The organism is Streptomyces virginiae (assembly GCF_041432505.1).
Lineage (GTDB): Bacteria > Actinomycetota > Actinomycetes > Streptomycetales > Streptomycetaceae > Streptomyces > Streptomyces virginiae_A.
This window is the reverse complement of sequence record NZ_CP107871.1, coordinates 5,970,861-5,984,054: the sequence shown is the minus strand read 5'-3', so window position 1 is coordinate 5,984,054 and position 13,194 is coordinate 5,970,861. Positions and strand designations below refer to the sequence as shown.

At 72.8% G+C, this 13,194-nt stretch carries 11 protein-coding genes and 1 pseudogene; 3 read left to right on the top strand and 9 right to left on the bottom strand.

Annotated features, from left to right (window positions below):
* Positions 1-141: 141 nt before the first annotated feature.
* From OG624_RS28025 to OG624_RS28015, 3 genes are read left to right on the top strand one after another with little or no spacing between them, the layout of a single operon-like run.
* Positions 142-1,353: a glycosyltransferase gene (locus OG624_RS28025; protein ID WP_051763672.1), complete on the top strand. Its 1,212-nt coding sequence runs from the start codon at positions 142-144 to the stop codon at positions 1,351-1,353.
* Entirely contained in the window at positions 1,350-3,107 is a 1,758-nt protein-coding gene (locus OG624_RS28020; protein ID WP_371639948.1) for a lipopolysaccharide biosynthesis protein, read from the top strand. Before OG624_RS28025 ends, OG624_RS28020 begins: the two co-directional genes overlap by 4 nt.
* Entirely contained in the window at positions 3,104-4,333 is a 1,230-nt protein-coding gene (locus tag OG624_RS28015; protein ID WP_161289073.1) for a hypothetical protein, read from the top strand. The genes OG624_RS28020 and OG624_RS28015 overlap by 4 nt, the downstream gene beginning before the upstream one ends.
* A 24-nt stretch (positions 4,334-4,357) precedes the next feature.
* Here the strand turns inward: OG624_RS28015 and OG624_RS28010 are convergent, their stop codons facing one another.
* The 9 genes and pseudogenes from OG624_RS28010 to asnB form a co-directional block, all read right to left on the bottom strand.
* Positions 4,358-5,434: a CE1758 family FMN-dependent luciferase-like monooxygenase gene (locus OG624_RS28010; protein ID WP_033224510.1), complete on the bottom strand. Its 1,077-nt coding sequence runs from the start codon at positions 5,432-5,434 to the stop codon at positions 4,358-4,360.
* 62 nt (positions 5,435-5,496) lie between these two features.
* Positions 5,497-6,354 (bottom strand): shikimate dehydrogenase, encoded by an 858-nt coding sequence (locus tag OG624_RS28005; protein ID WP_033224509.1) that lies wholly within the window; start codon positions 6,352-6,354, stop codon positions 5,497-5,499.
* Positions 6,351-6,815, bottom strand: coding sequence for a type II 3-dehydroquinate dehydratase (locus OG624_RS28000; RefSeq protein WP_371640879.1), 465 nt, complete (start codon positions 6,813-6,815; stop codon positions 6,351-6,353). Before OG624_RS28000 ends, OG624_RS28005 begins: the two co-directional genes overlap by 4 nt.
* Positions 6,816-6,872: 57 nt before the next feature.
* Positions 6,873-7,973, bottom strand: a pseudogene (aroB, locus tag OG624_RS27995) (3-dehydroquinate synthase); the annotation flags it as partial.
* Positions 7,970-8,488: a shikimate kinase gene (locus OG624_RS27990; protein ID WP_371639947.1), complete on the bottom strand. Its 519-nt coding sequence runs from the start codon at positions 8,486-8,488 to the stop codon at positions 7,970-7,972. The pseudogene aroB and the gene OG624_RS27990, both read right to left, overlap by 4 nt.
* Positions 8,485-9,669, bottom strand: coding sequence for a chorismate synthase (gene aroC / locus OG624_RS27985; protein WP_266445491.1), 1,185 nt, complete (start codon positions 9,667-9,669; stop codon positions 8,485-8,487). The genes OG624_RS27990 and aroC overlap by 4 nt, the downstream gene beginning before the upstream one ends.
* Positions 9,670-9,699: 30 nt before the next feature.
* Entirely contained in the window at positions 9,700-10,413 is a 714-nt protein-coding gene (locus OG624_RS27980) for an SDR family oxidoreductase (RefSeq protein ID WP_033218985.1), read from the bottom strand.
* A 19-nt stretch (positions 10,414-10,432) separates the two neighbouring features.
* Positions 10,433-11,125: a DsbA family oxidoreductase gene (locus OG624_RS27975; RefSeq protein ID WP_033218983.1), complete on the bottom strand. Its 693-nt coding sequence runs from the start codon at positions 11,123-11,125 to the stop codon at positions 10,433-10,435.
* A 123-nt stretch (positions 11,126-11,248) separates the two neighbouring features.
* A complete protein-coding gene (gene asnB / locus OG624_RS27970) occupies positions 11,249-13,102 on the bottom strand; it encodes an asparagine synthase (glutamine-hydrolyzing) (RefSeq protein WP_033218981.1) in 1,854 nt (617 codons plus the stop codon).
* Between the last annotated feature and the right edge of the window lie 92 nt (positions 13,103-13,194).

The following is a 13,194-nucleotide window of genomic DNA, read 5'->3' as shown; positions in this document are numbered from 1 at the left end:
CCAGCAGCCACACCCCCCGGTGTAGCGGATTAGCAGACAATAGCGTGCACGTTCCGCACCACGCGGGTGAACGAATAGGGTGACGTGCGCATCATCCAGGGGAAGAGGGGACGCACGGTGTCCAGATCCGGTCAGCGGCGCATGCTGCTGGTTTCCACCAATTACGCTCCGGAGCACGCGGGGATCGGCCCGTACGCCACCCAGATCGCGGAGCACTGGGCGGATCTCGGCCACGAGACACACGTCCTGGCGGGCATGCCGCACTATCCGGCGTGGTCGCTCGAGCCCGAGTACAAGGGGGCGTTCCAGCGCACGGAACAGCGCGCGGGGGTCACCGTGCACCGGCGTGCGCACACCGTGCCGCCGCGCCAGACCGCCGTGAAGCGCGCCCTCTTTGAAGGATCGATTCTGCTGCACGGCGCCGTGGCCCCGCCCCGGATGCCGAAGCCCGACGCGGTCCTCGCCCAGATGCCCAGCCTGGCCGGCGGCGTGCTCGCCGCCCGGCTCGCGGCACGCTGGAAGGTCCCCTATGTCCCGGTCGTCCAGGACCTGATGGGCGCCGCCGCCGCACAGAGCGGGATCAGCGGCGGCGACAAGGCGGCCGCGATCGCCGGCCGCGCCGAGGCGTACGCCCTCAAGCGCGCCACCCTCGTCGGCGTCATCCACGAGACCTTCGTGGACCGGGTCGTCGGCATGGGCGTGGACCCGGACAGGATCCGTCTCGTCCCCAACTGGTCGCACGTGCCCGTGCCCACCAAGCCGCGCGGGGAGACCCGCCACCACCTCGGCTGGGCCCCGGGCGAGACCGTCGTCCTGCACTCGGGGAACATGGGCCTCAAGCAGGGCCTGGAAGTCCTCGTGGGCGCCGCCCGGCTGGATCCGAGCGTCCGTTTCGTCCTGATGGGCGACGGCAGTCAGCGGTCGGCTCTGTCCGATCTCGCGGCGGATGTGCCGAATCTGGACATCATCCCCCCTGCCGCTGACGGCGAGTTCCCGGATATCCTCGCGGCGGCGGACGTTCTCGCGGTCACTCAGCACGCCGCCGTGCTGGACATGAGCGTCCCGTCGAAGCTGACCTCCTACTTCCAGACCGGTCGGCCCGTCGTCGCCTCCGTGGCGGCGGAGGGCGGTACCGCCCAGGAGGTGGAACGCTCGGGCGCGGGGGTACTCGTACCACCGGAGGACCCCGAGGCACTGCTGAAGGCCGTGCGGGCCCTGGCCGAGGACCCGGAAGGCGCGGACGCACTGGGAGCGGCCGGACCCCGCCACGTGGCGGCGCATCTGAGCCGCGAGGCGGGCCTGGCCCGCATCGACGCACTGATAGACGAAGCACTTGGGGGACCCCGGCCGTGATCGAGACGAACCGCCCTGCAGCGGCACCGGTCGACGACGAACCCGATCTCCTCAGAGATCAGTTCCGGCAGCTCCTGCGCTACCGCAGGCTCATCGGCGCGGGCATCGGGATCGGTCTGCTGGGCGGCGTCTACCTCGGCATCTCCACGGCCGACACCTATGTCGCGACCGCCGACGTCGTCCTGCGCGCGCCCACCGACGACCCGTTCAACCCGAGCCTCGCCCCGGACAAGGCGATCAACATCGGCTCGGAGCGCCAGGTCGCGCTCAGCTCCTCCATAGCCAACGAGGCGGCGAAGAAGCTCGGCGTGGGCGCGTCCGGCTTCGCCGCCCTGCGCAGCGGGCTGCAGGTCACCAACCCGCCGCAGACCATGGTGCTGCGCTTCACGTACACGGCGGACTCCGCCAAGGAGGCCGCCAAGCGCGCCAACACGATGACCGAGGCGTACCTGCTGAAGCGGCAGGAGGCCCTCGACGCCACCCGCGACAAGATGGTCAAGGGGTACAAGGAGCAGCGCGACCCGATCGCCAAGCAGCTCGACGAGCTGTCGAAGGAGATCGCCCGGATGCCTGCCGGCGCCGGACGCGACGCCGCCAGCTCCTCCAAGACCGACCTGCAGAGCGAGGTCGGCGGCTACAACACCAAGATCACCAAGCTCGAGGCCCTGGACATGACGCCGGGACGCGTCACCAGCGCGGCGACCGCGCCCACCGCCACCGACGGACCCGGCATCATCATGTCGCTCGCGCTCGGCGCGGCCGTGGGCCTCGCCCTCGGCCTGCTGGCCGCCTGGGTGCGTCTGGTCTTCGACCCGGCCCCACGTTCCGAGGGCGACGTGGCCCGCGCGTTGCGCGCACCCGTGCTCGGCTACCTGCCCCGGGACCGGACGGGCGGCGGACCGCTGCTCGCCGCCGGTGAGGCCGATCCGCGGCTCGCCGAGGAGTACCGCTCGGTGGCCTTCCGGCTCGCCTACGACGCCCGCTTCGCCGACCGGCGCCGGCTGCTCGTCGTCGCCCCGCGCGGCAGCAGCGAGACCGCCGCCGCGGTGGCCGTGAACCTCGCCGCCTCCTTCGCGGAGACCGGCAAGGACGTCCTCCTCATCGAGGCCGACCTGCGCACCCCGGTCCTGGCCAGCCAGCTGCCGACGGACGCCGGCGGCCGGCCGCGCTGGAGCCAGACCTCGGGCACCCCGGCCGGCGGCCGGCACTCGGACACCGAGTGGCCCGACGGACGCCAGCTCGTCGTGGACGCCGGGGAGTCCGGTTCCTTCGACCTGATCCCGGGCGAGCGGGCCCGCAACGTCCCGCGCTCGCTGACCTCGGCCCGCGCCACCCGGCTGATCTCCGAGGCCGACTCCCCCAACTCCACGGTCGTCGTGCTCGCGCCGCCCGTGCTCTCCTACGCCGACGCCCTGGCCCTCGTCGACCGCGTCGACGGCGTCCTGGTCGTCTGCGACCCGCGCGCCGTGCACCGCACCGACCTGTCCCGGATCCGCGAGCTGATCAGCGGCGCCGGCGGCACCGTGCTCGGCGCGGTGCTGCACGCGCCGCTGCCCGGCGAGAAGCGCGGCAAGGGCAAGGGCGGCCCGGCCCCCGTCGGCCCCGGCGCGGGTCCCGGGACCGGCGCGAAGTCCGGCAAGCCCGTGCCGCAGCCCCAGCCGATCCCGTACGAAGTGGCCGAGCCCGAACAGCACATCCCCGGTGACGGCACCGACACCGTCGCGCTGCGCACCGTCCGCATGGGCCGCAGATGAGCCGACGCGGCCTCGCCGCCGTCGCCTCCGTCCTGGACCAGGCGGCCTCCAGTGCCACGAACATCCTGGTGCTGGTGCTGGCCGCCCGGTTGTCCTCCGCGTCCGGGTTCGCCGACTTCTCCATGGTGTACGTGACCTTCAGCGTGCTCCTCGGGCTGAACATGGCCTACGTCGGCCAGAGCCTGGTGCTGGAGAAGGGCGAGAGGCTCGGCGCCGAATGCCGCTCGGCCGTGGGCTTCACGGCCGCCGGGTCGGCCGCCGTGGGCGTCCTGCTCGCGGCGGTGGGCCTCGCGCTCCCCGGGGCCACCGGGACGGCCTTCCTCGCGCTGGGCCTCGTACTGCCGCTGGTGCTCCTCCAGGACGGGCTGCGGTACTGCTTCTCCGCGCTGCGCGCCCCCGAGCGGGCGCTGGCCGCCGACGCGCTGCGGCTGGTGTGCGTGGTCGCGGCGCTGGCCCTGCAGCCCGAAGGGGCCTCGGCCGGGCGGCTGGTGCTCGCGTGGGGGCTCTCCGCGTTGCCGGCGCTGGCCCTGGGACTGTGGCTGCTGCGGCCGTACGTGCGCGGCGCCCGGGCCGACCTGCGGCCCTACCTGCGTCGGGGTCACCTCGGGCAGCGGTTCGTGGTCGAGTTCGCGGTGGGCAACGGCTCCAGCCAGCTCGCCGTCCTGGGCCTCGGCGTGTTCGCGACCCCGCTGGCCGTCGGCGCGCTGCGGGGTGCGACCACGCTCTTCGGGCCGCTGAACGTGCTGTTCAACTCCGCGAACGCCTTCGGGCCGCCGGTCCTCGGCCGGCTCGGCGGCAAGCGGGCCACGGTGCGGGCCACGGCCGCGCTGGGACTCGTCCTCGCGGCGGTCGGCGCGGGCTGGGCCACGGCCCTGTACCTGCTGCCGGACCGGCTGGGCCGCGAACTGCTCGGCGACACCTGGGCGGGCGCGTCCGCGCTGCTGCCGGCCACGGGGGCGCAGTACGCGGTGATGGGGCTCGGCACGTGCGCGCTGCTGACCCTGCGGGTGCTCGCCCCGAAGGCCACGCTGTCGTTGCAGGTGGTCTTCTCGCTGCTGTCCGTGGCACTGCTGCTCGGCGGGTACGCGGTGTGGGGTGTGGCGGGCGCCGCGTGGGGTCTGGCGGCCGGGTCGGCCCTCAAGGCGCTGGCCGCCTGGTGGCGGGTCACCCGCCTGCCGGCCGCCGCCGCACGCGAGGACGAACCCGTGCCCGCCCCGGCCGCCTGACCCCTCGGGTCCCCCGCCCTCCGCCTACGCGCGCGGGGCCGAGGGGTGGCGGGGCGCGTCCGGGACGTCCGGGCGGCGGACCGCCTCCATCTCCTTGCGGAGCACCGGCACGACCTCCGTGCCGAGGATCTCGATCTGTTCGAGCGCCGCCTCCAGCGGGATCCCCGCGTGGTCCACGTGGAAGAGCTGGCGGTGGTAGTCACCGTAGATCTCGCGGAAGGCGAGCGTCTTGTCGATGGCCTGCTGCGGGCTGCCGACGGTCAGCGGGGTCCGGTCGGCGACCTCCTCCAGGGACGCGCCGCCCCCGTAGACCGGCGAGCGGTCGAAGTAGGGGCGGAAGCCCTTGAAGGCGTCCTGGGAACGGGCCTTGAGGAAGGTCTGGCCCCCGAGGCCGACGACGGCCTGCTGCGGGGTGCCGTGGCCGTGGTGCGCGTACCGCTCGCGGTAGAACTCGACGAGCTGCTTGTAGTGGCCGGTCGGCGCGAAGATGTTGTTGACGAAGAAGCCGTCGCCGTAGAAGGCGGCCTGCTCCGCGACCTCGGCGGAGCGGACCGAGCCGTGCCAGACGAAGGGCGGTACGCCGTCCAGCGGGCGCGGTGTGGAGGTGAAGCCCTGGAGCGGCGTGCGGAACGTGCCCTGCCGGCTGACGTTCTCCTTCCGCCACAGGGTGTGGAGCAGGTCGTAGTTCTCGGCCGCGAGCGGTATCGCCCGGCGCAGGTCCTGACCGAACCAGGGGTAGACGGCCGGGGTGTTGCCCCGGCCCATCATGAGGTCCAGCCGCCCGTCGGCCAGGTGCTGGAGCATCGCGTAGTCCTCGGCGATCTTCACCGGGTCGTTGGTCGTGATCAGCGTGGTCGAGGTGGAGAGGATGATCTCGGACGTGCGGGCCGCGATGTACGCGAGGAGCGTCGGCGGTGACGAGGGCACGAAGGGCGGATTGTGGTGCTCGCCGGTGGCGAACACGTCGAGCCCGACCTCCTCGGCCTTCACCGCCATGGCGGCCATCATCTTGATCCGCTGGTTCTCGGTCGGCCTGCGCCCGGTCGTCGGATCGGTGGTGACGTCCCCGATCGTGAAGATCCCGAACTGAACTGCGCTCATCTGCTTCCTCTCCTGCGGTGTTCGTACGCGGTGGTGCGGGCGGGCCGGGTCGGCACGCGGGGTCAACACATCGCCGCGGCGGTGGCCAGGGCCGCGCTGCCCACCGCGCGCATCCGGGCGAGCGGGGCCGGGCCGCGGCCCGTCATGAGTTCGACCTGGCGGGTCGCCTGATGGACGAGCAGGTCGAGGCCGCTGAGAACCGGTCCACCGGCGGCGGACCAGGCCGCGGCGAGTGGGGTGGGCCACGGGTCGTAGACGACGTCGAAGAGGGCCCCGGGCCGGGCCGGGACGGCGCGGGCGAGGACGTCGGCGGCCCCCTTGGGGGTGGTCGACAGGACCAGGGGCGCGGCCAGCGCGGCGCCGGCGCGCTCCCAGGCGACCGTCCGGACGTCCACCCCGAGGCGCTCTCCCCACGCGCGCATCCGGGCGGCGCGCTCGGGGCCACGCACGCAGACGGTGACCGGGCCGGAGCCGAGCTCGGCGAGGGCGGCGAGCGCGGAGGCGGCGGTGGCACCCGCGCCGAGCACGGTGGCGGACTCCACCCGGTGCACGCCCCGTTCGCGCAGGGCGGCGACCAGACCGGGGATGTCGGTGTTGTCGCCGGTCAGCCTCCCGTCGGGGGTCCTCAGTACGGTGTTGACGCTCTCCACGGCGGCGGCGCGCACGGTGACCTCGTCCAGCAGCGGGATCACGGCCCGCTTGAGCGGCATGGTCAGCGACAGGCCCGCCCACGTGGGGCCTTCGGCCCGGTCACGCAGTCGGGCGAGGAAACCGGGCAGGGCGGGCTCGTCCACCTCGTGGCGGTCGTAGGACCAGTGGTCGAGGCCGAGCACCCGGTAGGCGCAGCTGTGGAGGGCCGGGGAGAGCGAGTGGGCGACGGGCGATCCGAGGACGGCGGCCCGGCGCGGGCGCCGGCTCAACGGTCCGCTCCCGCGCCCGGTGCGGCGGCCGGCTCGGCACCGGCCCGCGGGTCCGGCCCGGCGAGCGACCACAGGGCCAGCAGGTAGGAGTCCGTGCCCAGTCCGGCGATGGTGCCGCTCGCGACCGGGGAGATGACCGACCGGTGCCGGAACGGCTCGCGGGCGTGCGGGTTGGACAGGTGGACCTCGATCAGCGGGGCCGTGCGCTGGGCCACCGCGTCGCGCAGCGCGTAGGAGTAGTGCGTGAAGGCCGCCGGGTTGAGGACGACGGGCAGGGCGAGGTCGGCGGCCTCGTGCAGCCAGTGGATCAGCTCGGCCTCGTCGTCGCTCCGGCGGACGTCGACGTCGAGCCCGAGCTCCTTGCCGAGGCTGCGGCAGGTCTCGGCGAGTTCGGCGTACGAGGTGGTCCCGTAGATCCCGGGCTCGCGGGAGCCGAGGCGGCCGAGGTTCGGGCCGCTCAGGACGAGGACGCGCCGGGGCTCGCCCGACCGGCCGCCCGGCTCCGGCTCGGGCGCCGGGGCGGCGATCCGCGCGTACGCGGCTTCGAGCAGCTCGGGGGCGGGGTCCGCGAGCACCGCGGGCCGGCCCACCGCGTCGAGGACGATGAAGCGGAGCCGGGCGCCACGGGTCTTCTTGTCCACCCGCATCGTGTCCAGGAGCGCGGGCCAACGGTCGCCGCGACAGGTGACGGGCAGGCCGACCGAGGTCAGGACCGCCCGATGGCGTGCCACCTCCTCGACCGGCAGGCGTCCGTCCAGAGCGGCGAGTTCGGCGGCGAAGACCATGCCGACGGAGACCGCCTCGCCGTGGCGCCAGGTGTAGCGCTCGGATCGTTCGATGGCGTGCGCGAGGGTGTGGCCGTAGTTGAGGATCTCGCGCGGACCGGCCTCCTTGAGGTCACGGGCGACCACGTCGGCCTTGACCTGGATGGAGCGGCGGATCAGCTCGGGGAGCTGCGGGCCCCGAGGGCTGCGGGCACCGGCCGGATCGGCCTCGATCAGGTCGAGGATCACCGGGTCGGCGATGAATCCGGCCTTGATGATCTCGGCGAGGCCGCTGACGTGGTCCTCGACGGGCAGCGAGTCGAGGGCGGCGAGGTCGCAGAGGACGCCGGCCGGCGGGTGGAAGGCACCCACCAGGTTCTTGCCCTCGGCGGTGTTGATGCCGGTCTTGCCGCCGACCGCCGCGTCCACCATCGCGAGGACGGTGGTCGGTACGGCGATCCAACGCACCCCGCGCAACCAGCTCGCCGCGACGAAGCCCGCGAGATCGGTGGTCGCTCCCCCGCCGACGCCGACGATCACATCGGTGCGGGTGAAACCGGACCGGCCGAGCCGCTGCCAGCAGTGGGCCGCCACGTCCGCGGTCTTCGCCGCCTCGGCGTCCGGCACCCGCAGGGTGATCGTCTCGCAGCCGAGCTCCTCGGCCTGGGCCCGTAGCCGGCCCGCCACCGCGGTCAGCGCCTCGGGGTGGATCAGCGCGACCCGGCGGGCGTGCGGCCCGATCAGCCGGTGCAGCTCGGCGGGATCCTCCAGGATCCGCCGTCCGACCAGGACCTCGTAGGCCTCGGCCGCCGCGCTCGCGCCGACCCGGATCCGCGTCACTGACTGCCCGGTCATGCCTTCTCCAGCTCCAATGCTTCGGTGACCGCACGCTCGATCTCGTGCGGTGTACGGCCGTCCGTCGGTACGACGGCCCGCGCGAGCCCGAGGTACAGGGCGCGTCGGTCCGCCATCAGGTGCTCCCAGCTCCGCTGCGGACCGTCCGCGAGCAGCGGTCGGCCCGCACCGTCACCGAGGCGCTTCATCGCCTCGTCGACGCGTACGTCGAGGAAGACCGAGGGCAGCGCGGCCAACAGGGCGCGCGTGCCCGCGTGCAGGACGGCGCCGCCGCCGAGGGCGAGCACGCCGGTGTGTTCGGCGGCGGCGCGGGTCACCGCCTCGTGTTCCAGCTCGCGGAAGGACGGCTCGCCGTCGGTGGTGACGATGTCCGCGACGGTCCGGCCGGTACGGCGCTCCACCTCGTGGTCGGTGTCGAGGAAGGGGACGCCGAGTCGCTCGGCGAGGAGTGCCCCCACCGTGGACTTGCCGGATCCCATGGGTCCGACGAGGACGACCAGTGGTCCGGCCGTCACCGGATCTGCAGGTTGTCGAGGTACGAGCGGACGTTGCGACGGGTCTCCGGGACGGAGTCACCGCCGAACTTCTCGACGACCGCGTCGGCCAGCACGAGGGCGACCATGGCCTCGGCGACGATGCCGGCGGCCGGCACCGCGCACACGTCGGACCGCTGGTGGTGCGCCACCGCCGCCTCACCCGTGGCCACGTCCACCGTCGCGAGGGCCTTCGGGACGGTCGCGATCGGCTTCATCGCGGCACGGACCCGCAGCAACTCGCCGGTGGTCAGACCACCCTCGGTACCACCGGAACGGCCGGAGGTGCGCCTGATGCCCTCGGGGGTGGAGACGATCTCGTCGTGCGCCTTCGAGCCCGGCACCCGGGCGAGGTCGAAGCCGTCGCCGACCTCGACGCCCTTGATGGCCTGGATGCCCATGAGGGCGGCGGCGAGGCGGGCGTCGAGACGCCGGTCCCAGTGGACGTGCGAGCCGAGGCCGACCGGCACCCCGTACGCCAGCACCTCCACCACTCCCCCCAAGGTGTCGCCGTCCTTGTGGGCCTGATCGATCTCGGCGACCATCGCCTTGCTCGCGTCCGCGTCGAGGCAACGCACCGGGTCGGCATCCAACTGCTCCACGTCGGCGGGGGTCGGGTACACGCCGTACGGGGCCTTGGCGGAGGCCAGTTCCACCACGTGCGAGACGATCTCGATGCCGGCGACCTCCTTGATGAAGGACCGGGCGACCGCGCCGAGCGCGACACGGGCGGCGGTCTCACGGGCGCTGGCCCGCTCCAGGATCGGCCGGGCCTCGGAGAAGCCGTACTTCTGCATGCCCGCCAGGTCCGCGTGACCGGGCCGCGGACGCGTCAGCGCCGCGTTACGACCGGTCTCCTTCAGCAGCGACGGGTCGACCGGATCGGCCGACATCACCGTCTCCCACTTCGGCCACTCGGTGTTGCCGATCATGACCGCGATCGGCGAACCCTGGGACAACCCGTGACGGACACCGCCGAGGAAGGTGATCTCGTCCTGCTCGAACTTCATCCGGGCACCGCGGCCGTAGCCGAGCCGGCGCCGGGCCAAGTGGTCGGCCACCAGCTCGGTGGTGACGGGGACGCCGGCGGGAAGGCCCTCCAACGTCGCCACCAGTGCCGGTCCGTGGGACTCCCCGGCGGTCAGCCAACGCAACCTGCTCAGCACTTTCTCACTTCTCCTTGTCGGGGGATCTCAGACCACGGTCTTCTTGTCGAGCACCATGTCGTGGCCGACGACGAAGGACGCCTCGTCGGAGCAGAGCCACACGACCGTCTCGGCCACCTCCTCGGCGGTCGCCCCGTCGGCGTGGTCCGTCCCCGCCTCGTGCGCCGGGCCGGGGCTGATCGCGTTGATCCGGATGCCCTTGCCGATGTACTCGTGCGCGGCGGTGCGGGTCAGGGCGCTCAGTGCCGCCTTCGACGCCGCGTAGGCGCTCATGCCCACCAGCCGGCCGCTGTTCGCCATGTTGCAGGCGGTGTTCACGATCACTCCGCGCCCGTGGGACTCCATGTGCGCGAGCTCGTGCTTCATCGCCATGAAGACCCCGGTGAGGTTGGCGGCGAGGGTGTCAGCCCACACGTCCTCGGCGATGTCGGCGACGTTGCTGTTCGGCCCGGTGACGGTCGCGTTGTTGAAGGCGATGTCCAGCGCGCCGAACCGCTCCACGGCCGCGTCCACCATGCGCGCGGCGGCGGCCGAGCCGCCCCGCGTCAGGTCCGCCACGACGCTGTGGGCCTCGCCTCCGGCGTCGCGGATCAGCTTCAGCGTGCCCGCCAGTTCCTCCGGGTCGGGCCCGGCCACCAGGACGCGTGCGCCCTCCCGGGCGAAGGCGACGGCCGCCGCCCGGCAGATGCCGTCGCCGGCTCCCGCGACCAGGGCCACCCTTCCGGCGAATCGTGCTGACATGGATCGCGCTCCTCTTTCTCTACTGATCTCGGTGAAGGGTGTCGAGCAGTTCATCGGCCCAGGCGGTGCTGTAGGCGTCCAGGCGCGGGAGGCCGCCCTCGTAGGGGGATCCGGTCCAGGTGAAGGTGGCGCCGGGGTTGTGCGAGGCGTAGCCGCCGGCCGCGAAGAAGTGCGGGCTGCCCTGGATCTGCGGGCCCTCGGCCGTGCCCCACTGCTCGTAGACCTCGGCCCGGCCGCCGCCCCTGGCCAGCGCGGCGGCCAGGGCCTTCGCGTCGACGTGCGCGCACCTCTCGGCGACGTCGAGGATCACCGCGTGGACGCTGATGCACCTGCTGTCGGCGTAGAAGGCCTTGCGCAGGGCGCTGTCCAGCTCGTCGCTGCCGCGCAGTCCGCCGATCGCGGGGTCCTTGGCGGCCTGGACCGCCTCCAGCGCGGGCAGCGTGGTCACGGGGTAGGTGTGCGCCGGGCCGTTCCACAGCCGCCAGCCGAGCTCGGGCCGGTGGGCGGCGATCGCCTGGACCTCCGGGTCCACGATGAACTTGGGGGTGGGTTCCCGGTTGAACAGCTCCAGCGGGAAGGCCCGGTGGTCGACGGCCAGTGCGACCTGTCGCCGCTCGGCGGCGGCGTGCAGGGTGTGCAGGGCGAGACTCGCCCAGGGGCAGCCGATGTCCGACCAGACGGTCACCGTCGGGGCGGTGGTGTCGTTCACCATGTCCGTTCCTTCACGTCCTTCACGTCCTTCACGTCCTTGACGGCCTTCGGGTTCTTCACGGGTACCGCTTCCCGCGTACGAGGGACGGGCCCGGCCGCCGCACGGCGGCCGGGCGCGCGCAGGTCAGAGCTCGACGCGGACGTCGTACGCGCGGACCCAGGTGTCGAACTCGATCAGGCGCTCCAGGACGGCGCGGGCACTCCACGGGCCGCCGACCCCGTAGGAGCCCTCGGGCACGTCGAGCAGCTTGCGGATGTCGGCCTCCGAGACGAGCCGCAGCACCGGGGCGCCTTCGACGAGAAGGGCCTCGACCTGCTCGCGCAGGGCCAGTTCGTACCTGCGGTCCTGGGTGGAGGGGTACGGGTTCTTCTTGCGGTCGAGGACCGAGTCCGGCAGCAGGCCGCGCATGGAGGCGCGCAGCAGGCTCTTCTCCCGGCCGTCGAAGGTCTTCATCGCCCAGGGGGTGTTGTAGACGTACTCGACGAGGCGGTGGTCGGTGAACGGGACGCGCACCTCCAGGCTGACCGCCATGCTGATCCGGTCCTTGCGGTCCAGCAGGAAGTTCTCCCAGCGGGTCAGGTTGAGGTACGTGACCTCGCGCATCCGCTCTTCGAGGCCGCTCTCGCCGTCCAGGCGGGGCACCTCGTCCAGGGCTTCGGCGTAGCGTCCCTTGACGTACTCGGTGAGGCCGAGCTTGTCCCACAGGCCGACCGTCCTGAGGGCGCCGATGCCACCGGCCTTCTCGAAGGGGTGGTGCCAGGGGAAGCTGTTCGACTCGACGGCCTCCTTGTCGTGGAACCAGGTGTAGCCGCCGAAGAGTTCGTCCGCCGCCTCGCCGGACAGCGCGACGGTCATCTGCTCCTTGAGCGCCCGGCACAGGACGAGGAGCGAGTACTCCATGTCGCCGGTGGAGACCGGCAGGTCCTGGGCGCGCAGGACGGTGCCGCGCACCTCGGGGTCGAGGATGTCCTCGTTGTCGAGTTCGACGATGATGTGCTCCGCGCCGACCCGCTCGGCGACCTCGACGGCGAACGGGGTGTCCGGGTCGGCCCACTGGACGTTGGCCTCGAAGCGCTCGTCGTGGCCGACGAAGTCCACGGAGAAGGCCCGGATGGGCTGCTCGACGCCCTGCTTGGTGAGGGCCTTGGCGGCGAGGGCGGTCACCGCGCTGGAGTCCAGGCCGCCCGAGAGCAGGGTGCCGACGGTGACGTCGGCGACGAGCTGGCGCTCGACGATGTCCTCCAGCAGCTCGCGGACGGTGGCGATCGTGGTGTCGAGGTCGTCGGTGTGCGGCTGGGCCGTCAGCTCCCAGTACTTCTCCTCGCTGCGGCCCTCGCGGGTGAAGCGGACGATCGTGGCTGGCTTGACCTCGTACATGCCCTGGTAGACGGCGTGCCCGGGGGTCTTGACGATGCTGAAGATCTCCTTGAGGCCCTCGGCGTCGACGACCGCCTCGGCCTCGTCGTGGGCCAGGATCGCCTTGGGCTCGGAGCCGAAGAGCACACCGGCGGTGGTGGGGTAGTAGTAGAGCGGCTTGACGCCCATCCGGTCGCGGATGAGGAGGAGTTCCTCGGTGCGCGGGTCCCAGATGGCGAAGGCGTAGATGCCGTTGAGGCGATCGGCGAAGCCGGCGCCCCACTCGACGTAGGCGCGCAGCACGACCTCGGTGTCGCTGGTGGTGCGGAACTCGTGGCCCAGGCCGCGGAGTTCTTCACGCAGCTCCTGGAAGTTGTACACCTCGCCGGTGTACGTGATCACCGGCTGCGTGGGGTCGTCCGCGTCGGCGACCATGGGCTGCTTTCCGCCCTCGAGGTCGATGATCGCCAGGCGACGGTGGCCGAGGATCGCGTGGGTCGAGGTCCACAGCCCACCCGCGTCCGGGCCGCGGCACTCCATGGTGCCCGTCATGGCCGACGCGGTCTCGGTGTGCGCCGTCAGATCGCGCTCGAAGTCAACCCATCCGGCAAGGCCGCACATAGGTGATCGGTTCCTCTCGATTCAGGGGGGCCGGGCCGGGTGTCCTCGGCCGACTGCGACGAATGTGCCGGGCGGCCCGAAGGCCGGTCCAT